General features: G+C 55.1%; 16 protein-coding genes. 8 read left to right on the forward strand and 8 right to left on the reverse strand.

Features of this window, described 5'->3' with window-relative positions:
- Positions 1–40: 40 nt before the first annotated feature.
- The 3 genes from purM to thyX all read right to left on the reverse strand — a co-directional run bounded on the left by purM (position 41) and on the right by thyX (position 3,776).
- Positions 41–1,108: a phosphoribosylformylglycinamidine cyclo-ligase gene (gene purM, locus SH248x_RS19310; RefSeq protein ID WP_459555960.1), complete on the reverse strand. Its 1,068-nt coding sequence runs from the start codon at positions 1,106–1,108 to the stop codon at positions 41–43.
- Between the two features lie 22 nt (positions 1,109–1,130).
- Positions 1,131–2,597, reverse strand: coding sequence for a sulfatase (locus SH248x_RS19315; RefSeq protein WP_459555961.1), 1,467 nt, complete (start codon positions 2,595–2,597; stop codon positions 1,131–1,133).
- Positions 2,598–2,870: 273 nt separating this feature from the next.
- Positions 2,871–3,776, reverse strand: coding sequence for an FAD-dependent thymidylate synthase (thyX, locus tag SH248x_RS19320; RefSeq protein WP_459555962.1), 906 nt, complete (start codon positions 3,774–3,776; stop codon positions 2,871–2,873).
- A 288-nt stretch (positions 3,777–4,064) separates the two neighbouring features.
- On the opposite strand from thyX, the gene SH248x_RS19325 reads away from it, so the two are divergent.
- Positions 4,065–6,635 carry a prolyl oligopeptidase family serine peptidase gene (locus SH248x_RS19325; RefSeq protein WP_459555963.1) on the forward strand — a complete coding sequence of 857 codons (2,571 nt, stop codon included), beginning with the start codon at positions 4,065–4,067 and terminating at the stop codon, positions 6,633–6,635.
- A 283-nt stretch (positions 6,636–6,918) separates the two neighbouring features.
- Positions 6,919–7,116 carry a carbon storage regulator gene (locus SH248x_RS19330; protein WP_459555964.1) on the forward strand — a complete coding sequence of 66 codons (198 nt, stop codon included), beginning with the start codon at positions 6,919–6,921 and terminating at the stop codon, positions 7,114–7,116.
- Between the two features lie 146 nt (positions 7,117–7,262).
- Here the strand turns inward: SH248x_RS19330 and SH248x_RS19335 are convergent, their stop codons facing one another.
- The 3 genes from SH248x_RS19335 to SH248x_RS19345 form a co-directional block, all read right to left on the reverse strand.
- Complete coding sequence (locus SH248x_RS19335; protein WP_459555965.1) at positions 7,263–8,810, reverse strand: FAD-dependent oxidoreductase; 1,548 nt, start codon at positions 8,808–8,810, stop codon at positions 7,263–7,265.
- A gap of 234 nt (positions 8,811–9,044) precedes the next feature.
- Positions 9,045–9,638: a LutC/YkgG family protein gene (locus SH248x_RS19340; protein WP_459555966.1), complete on the reverse strand. Its 594-nt coding sequence runs from the start codon at positions 9,636–9,638 to the stop codon at positions 9,045–9,047.
- Positions 9,639–9,839: 201 nt separating this feature from the next.
- Positions 9,840–11,597 carry a hypothetical protein gene (locus SH248x_RS19345; RefSeq protein ID WP_459555967.1) on the reverse strand — a complete coding sequence of 586 codons (1,758 nt, stop codon included), beginning with the start codon at positions 11,595–11,597 and terminating at the stop codon, positions 9,840–9,842.
- A gap of 482 nt (positions 11,598–12,079) precedes the next feature.
- On the opposite strand from SH248x_RS19345, the gene SH248x_RS19350 reads away from it, so the two are divergent.
- The 5 genes from SH248x_RS19350 (at position 12,080) to SH248x_RS19370 (ending at position 16,148) form a co-directional block, all read left to right on the forward strand.
- Complete coding sequence (locus SH248x_RS19350; RefSeq protein WP_459555968.1) at positions 12,080–12,517, forward strand: Hsp20/alpha crystallin family protein; 438 nt, start codon at positions 12,080–12,082, stop codon at positions 12,515–12,517.
- An 85-nt stretch (positions 12,518–12,602) separates the two neighbouring features.
- Positions 12,603–13,022, forward strand: coding sequence for an Hsp20/alpha crystallin family protein (locus tag SH248x_RS19355; RefSeq protein ID WP_459555969.1), 420 nt, complete (start codon positions 12,603–12,605; stop codon positions 13,020–13,022).
- 221 nt (positions 13,023–13,243) lie between these two features.
- Positions 13,244–14,641, forward strand: a complete 1,398-nt coding sequence (locus SH248x_RS19360; protein ID WP_459555970.1) for a sulfatase — start codon at positions 13,244–13,246, stop codon at positions 14,639–14,641.
- Between the two features lie 49 nt (positions 14,642–14,690).
- A complete protein-coding gene (locus tag SH248x_RS19365) occupies positions 14,691–15,671 on the forward strand; it encodes a peptidylprolyl isomerase (RefSeq protein ID WP_459555971.1) in 981 nt (326 codons plus the stop codon).
- Between the two features lie 222 nt (positions 15,672–15,893).
- Positions 15,894–16,148, forward strand: a complete 255-nt coding sequence (locus SH248x_RS19370) for a hypothetical protein (protein WP_459555972.1) — start codon at positions 15,894–15,896, stop codon at positions 16,146–16,148.
- 50 nt (positions 16,149–16,198) lie between these two features.
- Here SH248x_RS19370 and SH248x_RS19375 read toward each other — a convergent pair whose 3' ends face one another.
- Complete coding sequence (locus SH248x_RS19375) at positions 16,199–18,499, reverse strand: efflux RND transporter permease subunit (RefSeq protein WP_459555973.1); 2,301 nt, start codon at positions 18,497–18,499, stop codon at positions 16,199–16,201.
- 128 nt (positions 18,500–18,627) lie between these two features.
- On the opposite strand from SH248x_RS19375, the gene SH248x_RS19380 reads away from it, so the two are divergent.
- On the forward strand, positions 18,628–19,929 hold the full coding sequence (locus tag SH248x_RS19380) for an ArnT family glycosyltransferase (protein ID WP_459555974.1): 1,302 nt from the start codon (positions 18,628–18,630) through the stop codon (positions 19,927–19,929).
- 17 nt (positions 19,930–19,946) lie between these two features.
- Here SH248x_RS19380 and SH248x_RS19385 read toward each other — a convergent pair whose 3' ends face one another.
- The gene (locus SH248x_RS19385; protein ID WP_459555975.1) at positions 19,947–21,578 is read right to left on the reverse strand and encodes a sensor histidine kinase; all 1,632 of its coding nucleotides are present in this window, start codon (positions 21,576–21,578) and stop codon (positions 19,947–19,949) included.
- Positions 21,579–21,668: the final 90 nt, after the last annotated feature.

Consider the following 21,668-nt stretch of genomic DNA (forward strand, 5'->3'; position numbering starts at 1 on the left):
CGCTCCCCTCCGCGAACTCTGCGTTCCAGTCTTCTCTTGCCTACCGAATGGATGTCGAAAGCAGATCGATTCCTTTTTCGCCAGAGACAACGCGGCCCAGAACCATCGGCGATTCGCCAGAGTTCTTCAGGTTCTCGATGACGGTGTCTGCAGACGACTCTTTGACGGTCAGAACCAGGCCGATGCCCATGTTGAACACGCGCCACATTTCGTCTTCCGGGACGTTGCCAAGGGCTTGCAGCCAGCCGAAGAGGTCGGGGACCTGCCAGGCCTTCTTGCTGATCTCCATGCGACAGCCTTCCGGCAGGATGCGTGGCGGGTTCTCGATCAACCCGCCGCCGGTGATGTGGGCGATACCAGTGACGGACCAGCGTCGCTCGTCTTCAGACAGCAGTTCGCTGAGCGGACGGGCGTAAATCTTGGTCGGTTCGAGCAGAACATCTTCGACCGTCGCGTTAAGATTCTCGACGTAATCGTTGACGGTCAGTTTGGCGTGCTTGAAGACGATATTGCGAACCAGGCTGTAGCCGTTGGAATGCACGCCGCTGGATGGCAGGCCGATCACGACGTCGCCTGGCTGAATGCGAGAGCCGGTAATCATCTTATCGCGTTCGACCACGCCGACGCAGAAGCCCGCGAGATCGAATTCGCCGTTGGGATAGACATCCGGCATGATTGCTGTCTCGCCGCCGATGAGAGCCGCACCTGCTTCGACGCAACCATCGCTGATCCCCGAGACCAGTGAGGCGATCAGATCGGGATTGTCCTTGCCGAGGGCGAGGTAATCGAGGAAGAACAACGGCTCTGCTCCTAAGCAGAGGCAGTCATTGACACACATCGCGACCAGGTCGATCCCGATTGTGTTGTACTTCTTCGACATGTGAGCCAGCTTGAGCTTCGTCCCGACGCCATCGGTTCCGGAGACGAGAACCGGGTCGGTGTACTTCTTCCCATCGCCGAATAGACGGAAGAGCCCCGCAAACCCGCCGGTGAGCTGCTGGACCCGCGGCGTGAAGGTCCGTTGCGCCAGCGACGGCAGACGCCCCATCGCTTCCTGATAGAGGTCGAGATCAACGCCGGACGATTTGTATGTGAGTGGTTCGGACATGGGAGGGCTTAGGGCTTGGGTATTAGGGCTTAGGGGCTGGGCGAATGGTCGGCAGTTTTGCACCGACGTTTTTCTGCCAGTTGGTTAGATCTTCAAACCATGTCCAAGCAACTACGGGATCGTTGTTGGCAGGATGATTTTCAAACGGATCTCTAACGAGGTTGTACAACTCGTATTTTACATGATGCTCAGAAAATGGAGTATCTTCATCAGCTTTGATTCCTGGACCGGAAGGATCATAAAAAACGATCAGCTTATGCCTCCCCAAAATGACTGCCGCTCCTGGCGTCCACGTCGAGCCGTGATAGTGTGGGTAATGCCAATAGAGGCCGCGAGCCTGGGCGTTTTCCTGCTGGTGACCTTCGTTTTTTAATAATGTCGTGAAGCTGACTCCATCGACATGCTGTTCCGGTTTAGAAGGGAGACTGCCAAGTTCCAACAGCGTTGGATAGTAATCCATGCTGATGACCGGAGTATCGCACGTCGTTGCCTCTTTGGTGAATCCCGGTGCTCTCACGATCAGTGGGACACGAATCCCCCCTTCGTACAACCAACCTTTGCCGGCGCGAAGGGGCGCATTGGACGTTGGACCGGGGTTCTTCAATGTCGAGAGCCCACCGTTGTCGGAGGTGAAGAGGACGATCGTGGTGCTTTCAAACCCTTTGGTTTTCAAGGCATCAAGGACACGCCCAACTGCAGTGTCCATCGCCTTGACCATGCTGGCGTAAGCCGGGTTGTTTTGAACGAGGCGTGTTTTCCCCTGATGTTCCGGCTGCGATTCCGTCTCGTTCGTCGGGAGAGATTTTGCTTTTGCTTTGAAGTGCTCGATCGTGTCTTTGTATTCAACTATCGGCGTGTGCGGATCATGAAAACACAGATAGAGGAAGAACGGCTTCTCGTCGGTCTGCTTGTTGATGAACTCCACGCTCGCGTCTGCCAGAGCAGGTGAGAGAAAAGACTTTTGATTGTCAGGCTTGTCCTGATCTTCCTTCTTCGCTTCGCCGGGCGTAAAGAAATTCGTAAATCCCTGCGTTTCAGGGCGAGAAATTTTCTTCCCCAGATGCCACTTGCCGACGAGATAGTTTTCGTAACCGTTGGCTGCCAACGTCTCCGCGAGCGTCACTTCTTCCAGCGGCAGGTCATGCAGGTCTTCAGGTGTCTCGAGCAGACGACCATCCGACTTATTACCAGGAATCCAGTCCGTAATTCCAACGCGAGCCGGGTACTTGCCAGTGAGAATACTGGCCCGCGTCGGCGAACAAACCGGGCACGCTGCGTAAGCCCGCGTGAATTTCATCCCGGACTGACAAAGCTCATCGATCCGAGGCGTCTCGTAGAACGAACTGCCATAGCAGCCCAGGTCAGTCGCTCCGAGGTCGTCCGCGAGGATGAAGACAATGTTGGGGCGCTCGGCAGCCGGCGCACGTCCAACCAACATCAACCCGACTATTGCCAGGCATGTCAGAAGGAATCGCCAGTTGCGTTTCATTACAAAAGTCCGTTCGAGAAGCACGTCATTTCTTCGAACATTTAGGATACCCATTCGCGCTGCTGATTCCCAGCGGGAGGGGAAATGGGAACAAGGAGAGATTTATTGCCTGTCGTTCATTATGCCAATGGGAATCGGCTGTTGCCTATACCCAACCCTCATCCGCCCTTCGGGCACCTTCTCCCCTCAAGGGAGAAGGGACAGAATGCGGCTCCCCTCAAGGGAGAAGGGACGAGAGTGCGCTTCCTTTCGGTCGCGGCTCTGAAGGGAGGATTACTTCACCAGCCCCATATCCGTCATCTTCCCCAGGCATTCATCGCGTTCTCTGCTTCTCGTCAAGCTTCTCCAGGACTCATCCTGCACCTGCATGAAGTCATCAATGCTGAACGGGGCGACTTTCTGATTCTCGACGCCAAACGCGATCAGGCGTTGCATGACGCCGACTTCCAGGCGAGAGAAACTGTGGCCATGCAGGCGGTAATCTTCGAAGGCTTCCCAGACGACCGGGAATAACGGCTGGATGATCCCCTTGCCGATCGCGGTGGCATATTCGCGGATTTCAAATTGGGCGTGGCTGTCCATCCGCAAGGCGAGGAAGTGGAGCAGATTGTGGAGGTCGACCTTCCAGTAGGCTTCGGTGTAAGTACACAGCGGCAGGTCTTTGCGAGCCTGTTCACGTGCGACACCCGCATCGAGACGTTCCTGATACAGCCGTCGTGCGGCCTGCTGGAATTCATACTCGGCTTTGGACAACGTTTCGCCGATATCGGTCGGCAGCGGATCGCCAGAGCCTTGTCGGTTGGATTTGGCCTGGGTTCGCCACTGATCGACCGGCGTTGATTGGGCCGAATCGATCGCGACGGAGTAGCGTGTCGAATACTCGTTGACGTTGGCCGTGCGGTGACGGATCCACTGACGCCAGCAGTCCATCGGGACGCGGACGAGGATCTTGATTTCCGCCATCTCAAACGGCGTCGTGTGTCGGTGACGCAGTAGATAACGGATCAGGGTCCGGTCGTCGGAAACCTGCTTGGTCCCTTCGCCGTAGCTGACGCGGGCTGCCTGAACAACCGAACTGTCGTTCCCCATCGCATCGACGAGACAGACGAATCCATCATCAAGAACAGGAATCTTCTTCCAGCGGAGCGATTCGATGGTAGTAGCAGGGGTTTCAGACATGCGTGGGACTCAGCAGTTTGGCGTATGAAAAATCGGCAAACGGCCAATGATAATAAAATCGTAACAGCGGCGGAAGGATGAAGGTTGAGTCGGAAAATGTCGGTAGGGTGCTGGTGAGTCCTCGAACCGCACCAAATTCGCGAGCATTCCGCAAGTGACTGCAATTCCTTGCATCAAACGACTCACCGACTAGACTGAGAGTGACCCGCCGCAATCCCACCCCATGCTATTCGTCGGTTTCGTGCGCTCGGACCGGACTTGGCTTGCTTCAGGATTTGATTCGACATCATGCGACTTGCTGCTGTTTGCTTTCGTGCCTTCGCTTTGACGCTGGCTCTGTTCGCGATTCTCCTGATTCAAAATGCGGACGCTCAGGAGTCGGCAGTCAAACCGGCTACCGGCATCACCCTCGATCGGATCATGTCCGATCCGGAGTGGATCAGTCGGTCGCCGCAACGTGGCTATTGGGCAGATGACAGCCAGTCGATCTATTACCAGCGGAAGCGGGCCGGCTCGGAGCTCAGCGACTGGTTTCAAAGTGATTTGGCGGGGAATATTCTGCGTGTTGTTGAGGATAAGGACCTCGGCACGATGGACACGCCGGGCGGCATTCTCTCGGCTGATGGAAAGCGGAAAGCCTACGATCGCGCGGGGGATCTGTTCCTCAAGAACCTCGAAACCGGCGAGATTCAACAGCTGACCCGGACCCGACATCGGGAGTCGTCCCCGAAGTTCATGACCGACGGCAAACGTCTGATGTTCCAGCGGGATGATGTCATTCTCGCTCGCGATTTGAAAACGGGACTGGAAGCCGAACTCGTCGATCTCCGCATGGAAAATGATCCTGACGAGAAGCGCAAGAAGGACCGCGAAGGCTATCTCAAAGAACAGCAGACTCGTCTTTTCGATGTGCTGCGAAAACAACGGGATGATCAAGACGCGGCACGAGAGGAGTCCCAAATCGAGCAGGCTGCCGATCCAACGCGAACTCCGTTGCCGTGGTATCTGGGGGACGCTCGTCGTCTCGAACGAGCCGAGGTTTCGCCGGATGACCGCTGGTGTGTCGTCATTCTTGCCTCGAAAAGCACGGATCGCGGGACGACCGACAAGATGCCGCAGTTCGTGGATGAATCGGGGTACGTCAATGTCCGCAATGTCCGTTCGTTGGTCGGAACCGACAAGCCGGAGTCGGACCAGCTGTACCTGCTCGACCTGATGACACGAGAGAAATTCGAGCTGAAATTCGAAACTCTGCCCGACTTCAACGTCGATCGTCTCGAAGAAATTCGTAACGCCGGCAAGAAGTGGCTCGCAGCTCAACGACCCCAAAAAGAGGCGGAGCCCAAGGTCGAAGAGAAACCAAAGGAAGAACCGAAGACTGAAGACTCCTCGAAAGCCGAGCCAGCCAAAGACTCAACCCCCGACGGCGAGAAGAAAGACGGGGACACCAAGCCCAAAAAGGACACCAGCAAATTCCGCACTCTGCAAGTCGGCGGTATTCAATGGAACGAGCCTGGGACGCGGGTCGTCGTGCAGGTTTACTCCGATGACAACAAAGACCGCTGGATCGCCAGTATCGACCTGGAAGCCAAACAACTCAAGAACCTGCATCACAGTTACGACGAGGCCTGGGTCAGCCGAGGTGGTGGCGTCGACTGGCTGAACGACAACGAGTCGATCGCCTACACCTCCGAAGAGACCGGCTATGCCATGCTCGACGTCACGAATGTCGCGACAGGGGAGACGAAACAACTCACCACCGGCAAGTTCGTCGTCAGCGATCTTCAACTCGGCGAAACCGGCAAGTTCATCTACTACCAGGCGAACGTCGACCACCCGGGTATCTACGAAGCGTATCGCGTCGAAATCGGGACCGGCAAGATCGAACAACTCACCAAACTCGGCGGCATGAATGACTTCCTCGTCTCCCCCGACGAATCCAAACTCCTCGTCACACACAGCACCGCGCTCATGCCGCCGGAACTGGTGATTCAAAACATCGGCGAGTCGAAAGAATCCAAACAGATCACGCAAACCGTTGCACCGGAGTTCCTTCAACTCCCCTGGATCAAGCCACAGTTCGTGACCGTCCCATCAGTCACCGGCCAGCAGATCTATGCCCGTCTCTACCTGCCACCCGGCGAGTCCGCGCAGGCGTTGGCGAAAAATTCCAAACGCCCTGCTGTCCTCTTCATTCACGGCGCCGGTTACCTGCAGAACGCTCATCAAGGCTGGTCGCAGTACTTCCGCGAGTTCATGTTCCACAGCCTGCTGGCTTACAAGGGATACGTCGTCCTCGACATGGACTACCGCGCCTCGGCTGGTTACGGCCGCGACTGGCGGACCGCGATCTATCGACACATGGGCGAGCCGGAAGTCCAGGACCTGCTCGATGGTCGTGACTGGCTGGCCAAAAATCATCAGGTCGATGCGAAACGTGTCGGGCTTTACGGCGGTTCCTACGGCGGGTTCCTCACGATGATGGCCCTCTTCAAAAAACCGGGAGAATTCGCCTGCGGAGCAGCGTTACGCCCCGTCACCGACTGGGCCCACTACAACCACGGCTACACCGCCAGCATCCTCAACACTCCCGAAACCGACCCCGAAGCCTACTTCCGCAGCTCCCCGATCGAGTTCGCCAGCGGCCTGGCCGACCCCCTCCTCATTTGCCACGGCATGGTCGACGACAACGTCTTCTTCAAAGACACCGCGCGACTGGCTCAACGCCTCATCGAACTCAAAAAAGACAACTGGGAAGTCGCCCTTTACCCCGTCGAACCCCACGGCTTCGTGCAACCAACCAGCTGGTACGACGAATACCGACGCATCCTAAAACTGTTCGAGACAGAACTGAATTAGCGCCGTTTCAGTGTGCCACGGCTGTGTCAGCCGTGCCGAGTTCACACGACGCTCACAATTCTAGATCCTAACCGGTCGCGGCGAAATAAGTGTAGCATTTTGCGTCACTGTGCAGTAACGCGTAAGGTTGGGCTTGCAGTCAAATGTGGTAAGACCAGTAGTAAGTGCTAGAGCAGCATTGTCTTGTGGATTTAGCCATCTTTGGCTCAAGATTGGCTACGTCATTTGAGACGTTAACTTGCTCAACTCAGAAGTTGGGCCGACCTAGTCCAAGGATGTTTCCATGCTAGTCCTCAGCCGTAAGCCTGGCGAAAAGATTTTCGCGGGCGATCAGATTGAAATTCAAGTCGTTCGCACGAGCCCGTCACGTGTCGTGCTGTGTATCAAAGCCCCCACGGGTTGCCGAATCCGACGGATGGAAACACTCACCATTGCCGCCGGCGTTGGCTCATCGGAAATTGAAGTCGCTCACGATCGTTAGAATTGTTCGAGTCAGTTCGCAAACGCGAAAGGGAGTTTGCTCAGAGGGTTTAACGTTTTTTTCTTCAAATCCGTCTTTTCCGTTATCCCCTATCATACCCCTGAGATTTGATCCCCGCAGCCCCACACTTGTGGGGCTGTTTTCGTTTACGGCTGGCTTTTGCCGCCTTGGCCATTCATCTGACCCAGATCGATCGGCACAAGGTCCCGAGTCGGCGGCCCGTAAAGACGTTTCCCATCTGGTGCAAAACGTCCGCCGTGGCAGGGGCAATCCCAGGTTCTCTCGGCATCGTTCCAATGGACATGACAACCTGCGTGCGTACAGGTTGGGCTCAAGAGGAAAAGCTTGCCGGTGTCGTCTCGATAGGCAGCAATTTGCTTGCCGTCATGCACGATTAACTGGCCGCAGTTATTGGCGAGCCCGTCGAAGTGATCAAGTTTTTCGCCTTTGAAGCGATCTGTGACGAAATGCCAGGCCGCGTTGACATTTTCGCTGACGAAGTTGGCCGACGAGGCAATCGGGCTGACACGTGACGTCGAAAGAATCGAGTTCAAAGGACCAGTCCGCCCCATGACCTGCTCGCTCAGCATGTGTCCGGCCATCGTTCCGAAAGTCAGGCCCGTTCCGAGAAATCCAGTCGCGATATAGACGTTCGACATCGTTGGAACCTTGCCGACGTAAGGAAGCCCATCATCTGGTTCAAAATACTCCCCGGACCACCGTGTGACGACTTCCAAGACATTGAAACGTTCTCGCGCATATTCTTCGAGTTTCGCCCACGCATCCTGCTCGTGTTCCAACTGCCCGGTCTTGTGATCAGCACCGCCGATGAGAACGAGGTTGGGATTCTGTGGATCAAGCAGACGCATGTAGTGATAGGGATCGTCATCATCCCAGTAGAGTCCGTCCGGAAAGTCCTGTTCGATCCGAGCAGCGATAATGTAAGACTGATACGGCGCGACCTTGAGATCGAAGATCGAGATCCCCAGGCAGGCCGAATGCGTACAGACGAGGACATCGTCAGCCAGGATTTCGCCATCGGCCGTTTGAATGATGCAGGGCTTGCCTTGGCGTGGTGGTTGCGCGCGGGTGTTTTCGTAAATCCGCCCGCCACGTTCGGTAAAAACGTCCGCCAGCCCGTTGAGGTATTTGAGCGGATGGAAGCGGGCCTGGTTTCCTGCACGAACCGCACCTTGAACAGGAAATGGCAAGTCGCACTCAGGTGTCAACGCGACTTTAAGACCGAGTTCCGAGAGGCTTTCGAACTCTTGTTTCAGGTCGCCGAGTCGATTGCGATGTTCTGTGTAACTGAAGGCCGGAACGCGGGCAAACTCACAATCGATCTTGAATTTCTTGACCCACTTTTCGATCTGATCGATGGCTTCCCTGCGGGCCTGGGTGATCAGCTTGGAATGTTCGAGGCCATGTTTGTCGATCAATGCCTTAGCACCCTGGTCGGGATGGACGTTGATCTGCGCACTGGTTGCTCCCGTTGTCCCTGAGCCAATTGAGCCAGCATCAATCAACACAACATCTTTGCCTTCGTTCTGGAGACACAGCGCCGCCGTCAATCCAGTAATCCCGCCGCCGATGATCGCGACTTCAGTGCTGACGGTGGTCCCGAGACTGGGACGATCATGGATTCCGTCGACGCCGGTGTACCAATAGGAATTGTGTGTAATGACGTTGTGCATGATGCCTATCTCCTGCGTGCTGCAATCGGATCTGCTGGTAGACAAGTTACTACCGGCGGACAGGGACATCTTCGCAACTCATGTGCCGACGTGCGTTTCCTGTCATTCTTGACAGGTTTTCGAGTCGAATGCCCGCCCCGAAAGCAGCCTCATTCGCACGGATTCATTGTCTCAGCCCGTCCAGCGACCGAGATGCCGTGTTGTCAGTCGAAATTGAGATGAGGTCTTTGGGATTCAACCGAGAACATAAACGGTCAGCGATCGCGCACCGTGAGCCCCGATGACCAGGGATTGCTCGATATCAGCCGTCTTAGATGGACCTGAGATAAAGACGCCGAAACGCTCGTTCTTCATCTCAGCCCGGCTGTAAGCCTCATGCATATTGTGGACGATGTCCGAACGAGAAACGACGATCGCTTTGTGCTGCGTCAGGAACGGTAAGCTGCGATGAACCAGCTTGCTGCCCACGACCCAGACAGCCGCGTTCTCTGCGACGGCAAACTCCCCCGGAACAACAGAAAACTCAACGTCCTCCAGCTCATGAGGATCTGTGACCTGCTCGATCTGGCAATTCTTTGACGGCACGCCAGCCACGAGTGAAACGGTCTTCGTCGACGTCGTGTAAAGCGGATTCGCATTCAGCTTCGCGTGGAAATCCTGCTGATCTTCGCAGAAGACGCAAGTTCCGCCGACGGCTGTCAGAACGGTCGAGAAATTGGCCCAGGGATCGTCATAGCGGATCCAGTCGCCCGTCACGTCCGGCAGAGGCTGCTTCTCCAGAACGACGGACTTCAGGGCGGTCATGATTTTGTCGCGTGAACTGCTCATGCAGAAATCTTAATCGCCTGCTTGCGAGAATGCGAGTTCAGCAGGACCAGAGGGCTACAACGAGTCAGCGCCATCCCCTGTGTGCCACGGCTGTGTCAGCCGTGTGAGCGCGCAATGAACGTCCACTTTGAATGAATACCGCACGGCTGGCACAGCCGTGGCACACTCTTTACTCATCACACACTGGAGGTGAGACTGTCTTCAATCGCGATCGCGTTGCTGGTCTCGCATCTGCTTGCGCATTTTGCGTTTGTCTTTTTTGCTCATGCCGCGCAGGTCGGATGGATCGAGGCCATCGGAGTAGTCTTCTCCGCCGCCATCTTCATTCTGCCATTGCTGCTCGTCATAGGAGGATTGAGCGGGCGCGGAGTAAGCGGGTTCCGGTTCGGGCTCGGGTTCCTGCCAGTTCTGTTCGTACTGACTATGTGATGAGTACGAATCATGTTTCTGGTCGAAACGCTGGTTCTTTTTGTTCTTGGAGTTCGATTGCTGGTTGGAACCGGAGTTGTTGCCCTTGTTGGGATTGTTATTCGCCTGTTGTTTACTCTCCTCGAACGCCTGCATTTCTGCTTCCCAGGCCGACTGATCCCACTCTTCTTCCTTCGGTGCAGCAGGTTCCGGTTCGACGGGTTTGGTTTCGACGGGCTTGGCGGCAGCCGCTTTAACGGGAGTTGGTTTCACAGCAACAGGGGTTGGCTTGGCTGCGGGAACAGGTTTGGGGGCCGGTTTCTCTTCGACGGTCTCTTCTTCCAGGTATTCTTCTTCGTAAGCTTCCTCTTCGTAGGCTTCCTCAGCAGCTTCTTCTTCAAGCTCGGATTCTTCGACGACGACTGCTTTGCGTGATTTACTGCGGCCAGTCGCGGCGGCAGGGGCAACTTCTTTCACTGCAACCTTTGGCTTGGCCTTGGGTTTGGGCTTCTTGGCTTTGCCCGTATCGACGTCAACATCCAGCTTCTTCCACAACAGAAGCGAGAAAAGCAGACTCATCACGAACCGATAAGCCCGGCCAACGCCCCGGAACATCCATCCGGTCGTCAGCAGCGAACTCAGGAAGAACTTCGACGTCGACGACGTGACCCGCTTCCCGGCTGCGGTCAGCATTCCACCTTGTTTACGGACCGATTCCGGGGTGACATACAAGACGAAATACAGCTGATTGAGTGTCGCGATCAAAAGTGCCAACGGGACAAATGAACTCGTCACGGTCATGAAAATACTATCGCCCAGAACATTCCCTATCGGCCGCCAGCCAATCAGCATCATGCCGACAAGGGCAGCGGACGACAGCGCCAGGCAGAACATGCGCCACCCAACTTTCGAAGACGCCATCTCACGATCCAGCCCGTGGCCCAGATTAACCAGAATCCCGGCCAGCGGCGCGATCCAGAGCAAGTTTTCGTAGGGATCTCGCGGAAGTTGCGTCAATCGAATCAGCGTTTCAGCGACCAACTGGTGCAAGCCCGTCAATGCGCCGAGCCCCATGAGAGTCCAGTCGAGTGACGTCCATAACCAGATGCGGTAATGACCATGGAAGTCACGTCGGGAATGACGTCGGTACCAGTAGACGAGCCAGCTGAACTGAGCCGTAACGAGGAACATCAGCCCCGTCCACATGGGCCAGATCAGGCCGGTTTGTGGTTCAAAGAAGCTGGCGAGTTTCGGTGCGACAAAGGGAGCCCACAAAGCCTGCGTTAAAGAGACGGTCAACAGGAGCAGCCAGGCGGTGACCATCCCGAAATTGAGGAGCGTGAACCGTCGAACGCTGGACGGGATCAGCGAATGAATCGGCGTATCCGGACGTGTCTTGACCCGTTTCTGAAGCTCTTCGATCGGATTGATGAAAAGCTTTTTCGCTTTGGTCCGGGCGCGAGGCTTGGCATCGAGCGCAGTCTGGTCTACTGCCAGACGTCGCCGACGTCGTGCGTCGAGGCCTCTTGAACCCGCGAACGAGACACCCATCAATCCATCGATTCCGACTAAACGTCGGTTTAAGAACGCACGTCATTGTGCATGAGATAAAGACATGTCGTGAACAGCAGCGCGAAGCGCCTGATCACGCACCTTCTTCCTTCGACAGGAAATTGAGGCCGCTGCAAAAACGCTTTGGCGGGGCTTCCCACAGGCATAACAGCCAAACTCTGGCTGAATTCTCCATTCTTCCTCTTTCCGGCTCCTGGCTAGTGAAGCCATCGAACACTAAGCCATTATGGCACCATTAACCACTCAACTAAACGCACCAAATAATGCCATATTGGCTGCCTCAGGGTTACCAAACGCAATGGAAGTACCGTAAATCGTTGTTTTACAATCACTTTTAACACGATAACGTTTTTGGCGCACTGCTTGCTTTATGACTGAATCGCCAATATGGCGTACATATCTGCAATCACAAATGTGGCAGTGTCTTTATCAGGCCTCATTCTCATAAGGAGTAATTACCCATGAACAACCGCATCAGCCACCTTTTTCAACCCTGGTCCGCGATCAACGGACTGAGCGACGTCGATGACATTCTCCGACGTGTCTGGAGTCAGCTGGAAGACCAGTCGGGCCAGGATCGAAGCCTGAACGTATGGCAAAATGATCAGGAAGCCGTCATCGAACTGAATCTGCCAGGATTCGACCTGGAGGACGTTGAACTGTCGATCGAAGGCCCTGTGGTCAACGTGAAGGCCACGCCGAAAGCCAGAACTCTCGACTATGGCGTGAAAGCTCGAGTCGTTGAACATCAGCCGGGCGTCGTCGATCGCACGATTCGTCTTGGGTTTGAAATCCAGACCGATCAGGCAGAAGCCACTCTTCGCAGTGGCATCCTGACTCTTCGACTCCCTCGAAGCGAAGCTCAAAAGCCGAAGCGGATCGCCATCAACGCGGGGTAAGTTTTGTACCCATGTTCTGTACCGTTACCTGTTTCTCATCAATCGCCATCCAGGCATCTCTTACACATAACAAAGGATTTTCCATATGAACTCTCTGCCTCAAGCCAACAACTGCTGCAGTTCTCAAGTCACCGAACAAACCAAAACAGCAAGCACCTCTACCCAGACACGCACGGCGACCGTTCGACCTCGCGTTAATATCTATGAAGGCGAACAAGCTTTCGTGGTGGATGTCGAGATGCCGGGCGTGGATGAGAACAACGCGGAAATCGTCCTGGAGAAAAACCTGCTGTCTGTGAAAGGGACATCGCGGCCCACGACTCGCGAAGGTTTCCAGCGCGTGTATGGATTCGCTCATCAGTACTCCTACGAGCGGACCTTCCAGGTGCCTGAAGGGATCGATCGCGACGGCCTGACTGCCACCATGAAAAATGGCGTGCTGACAGTCACTCTTCCGAAAGCAGCCAAACTGCAGCCGCAGAAAGTGACGATTAAAGCCGGCTAATTGATTAACCGGAATCCAGTCGCGGCGTGACTTGCAGCTGGTTCCCCAACGGGCCTTCTCCCTGAGCAGGCAGATTTTGCATCATGCATGTCTGCCTGCTTTTTTATTGCTCCAATCGCGTTGGCAACTAAGTTTGAAAGTCTGATCTAGCTTGTACTTGCGTCAGGGATGTGGCATCTTTAGAGGAGGAATTGATGCGTCTCTCGAATCCTGGAGGCTCCATGAACGTCGCTCGCCGTTTCGCCCTGATGGTCACTGTAATGTTGTCGCTGACCAGTCAGCTTAGCGCAGCTGATCGACCTAACGTTCTTTTCATCGCCGTCGATGATCTGAATCACTGGGTCGGCCACCTTGGACGCAATGCACAAACGAAGACACCGAACATTGATCGTCTCGCAGCCCGCGGTGTCAGCTTCACGCATGCGTATTGTGCAGCGCCCGCATGTAACCCCGCCCGTGCGGCTCTCATGAGCGGGTATCGCCCGACGTCAACAGGCTGTTACACCAACAACGATCCCTGGAAGCAATACATCCCTGAAGGCATCAGCCTGAACGCGACCTTCAAGAACAGCGGCTATGAAGTCGCCGGTGCCGGGAAGATCTATCACAGCGATTCCTTCTATGCATCGGAGTGGAATGACTACCCGAAGATGAAAACCCCCGAGCATGGCCAGGGAGTGAAGAAACTCGAAGGGTTTCAGCAACCGGTCAATCATGACCTGAATGACGAAGACATCTCGGATTATCACATCGTTGATTACTGCATCGATCAACTCGGGAAGCGTCAGGATAAGCCCTTCTTCCTGGCATGCGGGCTTCACAAGCCACACCTGCCCTGGGTCGTTCCGAAGAAGTATTACGACATGTTTCCGCTCGAGTCGATCGAACTGCCGCCATTCCAGGAAAATGACCTGGATGACATCCCCACCTCGGGCGTCAAGATGGCAGGCCCTCAAAAAGATCAAGCCAAGATCGTTGAGTCAGGCCGCTGGAAGGAAGCAATCCAATCTTACCTGGCGTGTATTGCCTACACCGATATGAACGTCGGTCGCCTGCTCGATGCGCTCGATAAGAGCCCTTATAAAGTCAATACGATCATCGTCTTCTGGGGCGATCACGGCTGGCATCTCGGCGAGAAGCATCACTGGCGCAAGTTTGCGCTGTGGGAAGAAGCAACGCGAGCCCCGCTGATCATCTCTGCGCCGGGCGTCACACCGACGGGGGAACTATGTCATCGTACCGTCGACTTCATGACGATTTACCCGACGTTGTGTGACCTGGCTGGTTTGCAAACACCTTCGCATGTCCAGGGAAAGAGTATTGTCCCGCTACTGAAGGCCCCGTCTGCGGAATGGTCCGGTTACGCTATTACGACGCATGGACAGGGGAATCATACGGTTCGCACGGAAAAATACCGTCTGATAAAATACCGCGACGGCGGTCTGGAACTGTACGATGAAACGAAGGACCCTTACGAATGGGCCAACCTGGCGACCGATCCAAAGTATGCTTCCACAGTCACCGAACTCGAAGCCTTGCTACCGGTCGAGAAGATTCTGGAACTCACTCCTGGCGAGCCTCGCGGCCGCCGACCACCTGCCGGTGGTGATGACGATTGATTCATTCGCGCCAATTTTTTTACTCATGACAACCTGAGGATGACAGACGATGAAATTGCCTTTGAATGGAAAAGTGATGCTGCCTGTGTTGGCGGCGTTCGTGTTTGTTGGCTGTATCCGCTGGACCGAAACGTCAAAGCCGGAAGTCACGGAGTTTGCGCCTGCTATTAAAGAAGAAAAAGCAAAGAAGCCGACCCTTCCGTCGGCGGACAGCTTCAAGGTCAAATTCGAAACGAGCAAAGGAGATGTGATCGTGCAGGTCCATCCGGAATGGGCACCTCTGGGAGCCGCCCACTTCAAAGAGCTCGTCGAAGCAGGTCTTTATGACGAGGCTCGCTTCTTCCGCGTTGTGCCGGGGTTCATGGCTCAGTTCGGAATCGCCGCTGATCCCAATCTTCAGGCCCAGTACCGCGATGCCGTCATTCAAGACGATCCCGTCAAAGTCAGCAACAAGCGTGGTAAGGTCACATTTGCAACCTCTGGTCCCAACTCAAGATCCACGCAACTGTTCATCAATTATGGCGATAACAGCCGACTGGATGGCGATGGGTTTTCTCCCTTTGGAGAAGTCATTTCGGGAATGGAGTATGTCGACGCGATTGAACCCAAGTACGGCGAAAAGCCGGATCAGGGCATGCTTCAGTCCAAGGGCAACGAGTACCTGAAGGCGAAGTTCCCCGATCTGGATTACATCAAGAAAGCTACCATTATCGTCGAAGAACCTGTGATGGTCCCTGCCACGCCAGCACCAGCAGCTGAGATGAAACCAGCGGCGACTCCAGCACCAGAAGCGACTCCGGCCGCTGATGCCAAGCCAGCCGAGGAAATGCCCGCTGAGAAGAAACCCGCAGATCCAGCACCCGCCGAAACCACTCCCGCTGCAGAACCTGCTCCTGCTGCCACCGCTGATCCAGCAATGAAAAAGGAAGAGCCGGCCAGCCAGCCAGAAGAAACCAAACCAGCTCCAACGGGTGACACTCCCGCAACAGACAAGCCAGCAGAAACGCCAACGACACCTGTTGAACCGTAAGCCCGTCGCAAGCAGAATGCATTCTTGCCTTCCTCTGATGAATAGTCACAGGGAGGCTTTTTTTATGACGCAGTTTTCTAATTCCTCGTAGGGTGCTGGTGAGGCTTTGCGAACCGCACCAAATGTGGCATCGAGTCTCGTTTTGGTGCGGTTCGAAGACTCACCGGCACCCTACATTTTGTACAAGATATCAAATAGAAGACTCACTTTGAGATACCCCTCATGATCGACATGACTCAATTTAAACGACACTACTCGCCAAGAATCGAACTGTATTTGGTCTCAGGTGAGCATCGAGTTCGTTTGGAGCGAATTGGTCCTGGTTATGTCATCCCGCGTCAGGGGGTTGCATTGAATCCTGGTCCCGCGGAAATCGCGATGTTGCTAGATGGCGAAGAAACAATATGGCCTGTTGATTTGCTTGATGGAATGGTTCCCTTCGATACTCATTCCGAAGTTCGCGTTCGTCGAGTCTGATCGTCGCGCAATACAGACATCGCAAATTTTGCGAGTCACCCTGCAACCCGTTACGAAGGGTTGGGGACCGGAACAGCTTCATTCGCCGGCTGTGTTGTCGGCACCGGGCGGACAACGTATTTCAGAAGCAGCGGCAGCAGGATCAGGTTTCCCAGCACGCCGCCGAGCATTGCGATGCTGACGAGGATGCCGAAGTAAACCAAAGGCAGGAAGTTGGACAAGGTCAGAACACTGAAGCCCGCAATGAGGGCGAAGTTGGCGAGGATCATCCGGAGGCCGACTGATTCATGGGTGGCTTCGAGGCCTGCCTGGACCGTCCCGCGTTTGTTGAGTTCGTCGAAGAAGCGTTTGAGATAGTGAATGCTCGAGTCGATGGTCAGTCCCAAAGAGACGCTCGCGATCATCGCCGTGCCGATGTTGACGGGAACGCCAGACCAGCCCTGGGCGCCCACCAGAACGGTGATCGGGAAGATATTTGGGATCAGGGAGATCAGGCCGACGCGCCAGTTGTGAAACGCCCAGGCCATCAGGAAGACAATGCTGACTGCTGCCAGAACGAAGCTGACAAGCTGGTCATTGAGCAGGTTCTCGATCAGGTACGCCAGCAGCACAAACATGCCGGTCGCAGAGACGTCCTGTCCGAAGTACTTTTGCCCCTCGGCTTTGACGGCCTGAATGATCTTCAGTTTGGTGTCGGCAGGCTGGCGTTCGAGAGAACGCAGGATGATGCGCATCCGTCCTGGCTTGGTCTCGTCGCCAGGCTGGTACATGCTTGGTTCGAACTCAGGCTGGAATTGTCGGATGAGATCGCGTTTCTTCTCTGTCGTATTGCCTGCGATCGAGGGGATCATATCGATCGGATCAGTGAACGCGACGACTTTCGTCAGGGCAGGGTGTCCATCGATTTCCAGCTTCTTGAGATCTGCAGACAGGCTGCGAACCTTTGTGAGATAGGCGTCATCGAGTTCCTTGGGGGCAGGAAAATTCAACTCCCAGTTCCCTGCACCCCCCAGGCTGTTCTCGAAGAAGTCCAGACCAATGACCAGAGGCGTATTGCTGCGGAAGTTCTTGCTGAAGTCTGTTTCGACGGTCAGATATTGAATTCCCCAGATCGACCAAGTCATCAGGCCCAGGAAGCCAATTCCCAGCAGGAGAGGGATCTTGTCGACCAGGTGCGTGATCGTCAGCAGACTGCGCTTCATGGTCTTTTCAAACGGCGGAGCATTCGGGTCGTCCGAATAGGAACCAAGCAGTGCCCCCGCCGGGGTCAGGCAGAGTGCCGACGTGAAAGCAAGCAGAGTCCCGACAGCCATCATTAATCCGAACGTCTGAATGGGATTGATATCGCTGGTGTAAAGGACTGCAAAGCCGATGGAGGTCGTCAAGGTCATCAGGACCGTCGGACGGAAGAGGTCATGCAGCATCGAACGGAACGCCTGAGGCGCTTCCTGGGTGGCGCGGAACTCGCGGAAGCGGACCGTGAAGTGCATGACCGTCGCGATCCCGATGATCATGATCAGCGAGTCGACCATCGAACTGACCATGCTCATCGATACGCCGGTCGCGACCAGCAACGCCTTCATCAGAATGAGGCTGACCTGCACAACGAGCACGGGAATGATCATCCAGCGAACGCTGCGAAACATGATGTAAATGACGACCAGCAGGATGATCGTGGAAGCCCAGCCGAGGATCCGTCCGTCTTGTTCGATATAGCGGAACATGTCGTTGACTTGAATCGGTTCACCGACGACGACCGCAGGAGGATCATGTGCTGCCCCGAGTTCTCGCAGCTTCGCATACGTTTCCAGACGCGGGACTTCCGCATTCCCAGGTGGCTCCAGACGCAGGACGACGGCGGTCGTTTTCCGGTCACTGGAGAGGAGGACACCCTCCGAAGACGACATCAGGTTTTCGTGCGTCGCGGGCAGACGCAGATACATGCGGACCAGAAAACTTGCTTCCTCCGGCTCGAGCACTTCAGCGATATTTTGAGTGCTCTTGGCATTCACGCCCGGAACGCTGCTGAGTTCCTGCGAGAAAGCACGGATCGCATCGAGCCCCTCGGGCTCATCCAAATTGGGTTGCGACCACGCGACAACGACAAACTCATCCCCGCCGAAGGTGGCTTTACTCGCCTGATAGTCTCGCAGCTGCGGGTTGTTGCGGGAGTACATCGACTCGATCGATTCATCCAGTCGCATCTTCCCGGAGGTCGACCAGCACAGTGCCGTGACAGCGAGGATCGCGATCGCGAAAAAGCCATACCGATCAATGAAGATATCGTACCACTTGGGGGGAAGTGGTGCGGCGGGCGCGGAAGGATCAGGATTCGTCGGAGCGTCACTCACAGATCGGTCTGTTCTCTACAAGGATGCCAATCAGGTTGTTTGTCACTCCACAGTTATAGACCAGTGACAGACCAGACGCTATGCAGTACGATTTTGCAGGCCTCGGCAACAAGACGAATTTGCATTTCATGAAGATATCGACTTCGCTGGATGGAACGACCGTGCGTCAATACGTGGTGCTGTTGATCATTGTCGTGGGCATGTTATTGCGACTGGCCGCGATCACACACTGGAAAGCGGATTTGACGATCGACCGGGATGCTTATCTCGGGATTGCTCAGTCATTATCCGAAGGGCGAGGATTCGCCAGCCAGGGAGAAACGGAGCCGACCGCTTTCAGGCCGCCGTTGTATCCCATGCTGCTGTCCTATGTTTATTGGCTGGGGCCTGCAGCGGCAGTCGCGGTCATCAATCTGTTGTCGAGTCTGCTCATGCTCTGCGCGACATCGCTGGTCGCACATCAGCTGGGATTAACAAGGCTGGCCTGGCTGGCTGTCCTTTTACTGGCCGTCGATCCCCTGCTGGTGAAGTATACATCTCAGCCGATGACCGAGGTGACCAGTGCAGCGCTCATGATCACCTGGGTCAGTAGTTGGCTCTCCTGGAGACAGAGCCCCGACTGGCGATGGGCGATGACGACAGGGATCTTCTTCGGGTTGAATGTGCTATGTCGCCCCACGATCCTGGCCGCTGTTCCGCTGCTGATGATCTGGACGCTCGCGTGCTGGGTCATGCGAAAGAAGAAACACCCAGACAGGCTCAGCGTCATCGCAATGGCCGCGACGCTGCTGGTGATGACCCCCTGGGTGATTCGCAATGCCGTCGACTTTCACAAATTGATCCCCGCCACCACTCATGGTGGCTACACATTATTGCTGGGGAACAATGAATCGTTCTATCGTGCAAGCGTCGAAGGGGACGCCTGGGGAAAGATCTGGGAACGACTCCCCGAAGACGATCAAGATAGTCAGGCATCCTGGTATCAGAGACTGACAAGTGAGATGGACGCTCAGGGATTAAAAACGGAAATCGCGCGGGATCACTATCAGTATGCACTCGCTCTGAAAACCATCCGAACGCACGCAGGAACATTCGCGAAAGCGTGTCTTCTTCGCCTGTACTGGTTTTGGCACATCATGCCACAGGGGCCTGATGCAGGGGCAATGTCGCGATTCATTATTATTCCGATCGCTGTCTTTTATCTGATCGAGAATTTGCTGGCGTTGATTGGCATCATACGCGTGTGGAAGCGATCCTGGAGAACATCGGTGATCTTTCTGGTCCCGATCGTGACCCTTGTTGGCGTCCATCTATTCTTCTGGACCAACATGCGAATGCGAGCCTCGCTGCTGCCAATTCTGGCAGTCCTGGTTGCGGCAGCACTTTGGCGAAAGAAGCAGGCACCGGCCGTTGTCTCGGCCATTGATTGACGTGAGCAAGACCGCGATTATTTGCTCGCAGACATGCTGTTGTAATCAGCGAGCTTTTGTCGCGTCCGTTCAATCGTCTGATAACGAACACGATCTTCTTCAGAATCGGAATTGTACGCCTGGCAGATAATCGGGATGCTGACCGTGAAAGTACTACCCTTGCCGAATTCACTATGCAGGCGGATCTCTCCCTCGAGCAGACGACAAAGTTCGCGCACGATCGAAAGGCCCAGCCCGGTCCCTTCAAATTCTCTCTTCAGGTTATCGCCATCCTGCAGAACGCCACGGCCTTGTCGGAACTTCTCGAAGATCAGTTCCTGGTCTTCGAGCGGGATGCCGATGCCATTGTCTTCGACACTGATCGAGACGTGGAACGTATCAAGGCGTTTGACATTGATACGGATCTGGCCTCCTTCAGGAGTGAATTTGACGGCGTTCGACAGCAGGTTGTTGAGGATCTGCTGCAGCTTGCCGTAGTCCTGGAACGCCATCGGCAGATCCGGTGCGATCTGGCAGATGACGTCGATGTTCTTGCGCTCGGCCAGCGGACGAATCGAGTCGACACGTTCCCCGACGAGGTCACTCATCGAGAACTCGACCGGGCGAACTTCCATCTTGCCCGATTCGATCTTCGCCAGTTCGAGAATATCGTTAATCAGAGCCAGAAGGTGTTTACCGGAGGCAGTGATGTTCTTCAGATAGCGATGCTGTTTGTCATTGAGATTCGCAGCAGTGTCGAGCAGATCGGAGAAGCCGAGGATGCTGTTCAAAGGCGTGCGGAGTTCGTGACTCATCGTCGCGAGGAAGTCGTTCTTCAGATTGTTGAGTTCGTAAAGACTCAAGTTGGCCTGCGCGAGTTCTTCGACCTTGCCGTTCACTTTCTCGTTGGCCTCGACAAGTTCCTCCCGCGCATTCGAAAGCGAGCGCAGCATCCGGTTGAACGCGTGAGACAGCTCCTCGAACTCATCACCAGTGCGGATATCGGCACGAAGGTCGAGCTTTCCGTGGGCGATCTCGTTGGAGATGTCTTTCAGGTGCAGAACCGGTTTGACGATGACGTAACGCACGATGGCATAGGCTGCGATCATGGCGCAGAACGACGTCACGATCGCCATCGCAAGCAGGATGGCGTTGTTCCACGCGAGGGTCGACTCTGTTTTACGCAAAGGCAGGACGATCTTGACCATGCCCAGCAACTCGTCCCCTTCGCTGCCAGCTTTCTTCTTGTGGCAGGCGATACACCCCTCGGTCGCGATAAGAGGAGCATAATATCGGAAGAAGCGCTGCTCGGATTGATCTTGTCCCGAGTGATATCGCTCAGACTGATATTGAATGTACTCCTCGCGCGTCTTCTTCACCTCATAAAAGGCGGTGAGGTCCACTTCGTCCGTGGCGCGAAGTGAATCCGCATTCATGATATTGGGACCAAGCACGGTCCAGCGACCTTCCTCGCGGACGTCGTCGGGCTTAAGTTCTGCAGAGAGGTTCTCCAGAAACCCCACAAACTCGACATCGGTCTTGAGCATCGAAAGGTGACGCTCGACAACAATCGGCGAAACCAGCATGCGTGCCGTTTCGACGTTCTGTTGTCGAATGATCCAGCCGTTCAGCTGTGCATAAAAATAAAACGAGCCGGAAATGAGCAGCATGAGGCCACCTCCGAAAAGAAAGCGACACTTTCTCTCGAGGCTCGTTTCACCCAGCAGTTTTTTGAACGTCTTATAAGACATGGCGTTGTT

The organism is Lacunimicrobium album, assembly GCF_052161635.1.
Taxonomy (GTDB): domain Bacteria; phylum Planctomycetota; class Planctomycetia; order Planctomycetales; family Planctomycetaceae; genus SXPC01.

Excerpts from the sequence above, each read along its gene's own strand:
- SH248x_RS19365 (WP_459555971.1), top strand. The coding sequence starts at position 14,691 with ATGAAATTGCCTTTGAATGGAAAAGTGATGCTGCCTGTGTTGGCGGCG.
- SH248x_RS19340 (WP_459555966.1), bottom strand. The coding sequence starts at position 9,638 with ATGAGCAGTTCACGCGACAAAATCATGACCGCCCTGAAGTCCGTCGTT.
- SH248x_RS19325 (WP_459555963.1), top strand. The coding sequence starts at position 4,065 with ATGCGACTTGCTGCTGTTTGCTTTCGTGCCTTCGCTTTGACGCTGGCT.
- SH248x_RS19380 (WP_459555974.1), top strand. The coding sequence starts at position 18,628 with ATGAAGATATCGACTTCGCTGGATGGAACGACCGTGCGTCAATACGTG.
- SH248x_RS19345 (WP_459555967.1), bottom strand. The coding sequence starts at position 11,597 with ATGGGTGTCTCGTTCGCGGGTTCAAGAGGCCTCGACGCACGACGTCGG.
- SH248x_RS19360 (WP_459555970.1), top strand. The coding sequence starts at position 13,244 with ATGAACGTCGCTCGCCGTTTCGCCCTGATGGTCACTGTAATGTTGTCG.
- SH248x_RS19330 (WP_459555964.1), top strand. The coding sequence starts at position 6,919 with ATGCTAGTCCTCAGCCGTAAGCCTGGCGAAAAGATTTTCGCGGGCGAT.
- SH248x_RS19335 (WP_459555965.1), bottom strand. The coding sequence starts at position 8,810 with ATGCACAACGTCATTACACACAATTCCTATTGGTACACCGGCGTCGAC.
- SH248x_RS19385 (WP_459555975.1), bottom strand. The coding sequence starts at position 21,578 with ATGCTGCTCATTTCCGGCTCGTTTTATTTTTATGCACAGCTGAACGGC.
- SH248x_RS19315 (WP_459555961.1), bottom strand. The coding sequence starts at position 2,597 with ATGAAACGCAACTGGCGATTCCTTCTGACATGCCTGGCAATAGTCGGG.
- SH248x_RS19370 (WP_459555972.1), top strand. The coding sequence starts at position 15,894 with ATGATCGACATGACTCAATTTAAACGACACTACTCGCCAAGAATCGAA.
- thyX (WP_459555962.1), bottom strand. The coding sequence starts at position 3,776 with ATGTCTGAAACCCCTGCTACTACCATCGAATCGCTCCGCTGGAAGAAG.
- SH248x_RS19355 (WP_459555969.1), top strand. The coding sequence starts at position 12,603 with ATGAACTCTCTGCCTCAAGCCAACAACTGCTGCAGTTCTCAAGTCACC.
- SH248x_RS19350 (WP_459555968.1), top strand. The coding sequence starts at position 12,080 with ATGAACAACCGCATCAGCCACCTTTTTCAACCCTGGTCCGCGATCAAC.
- purM (WP_459555960.1), bottom strand. The coding sequence starts at position 1,108 with ATGTCCGAACCACTCACATACAAATCGTCCGGCGTTGATCTCGACCTC.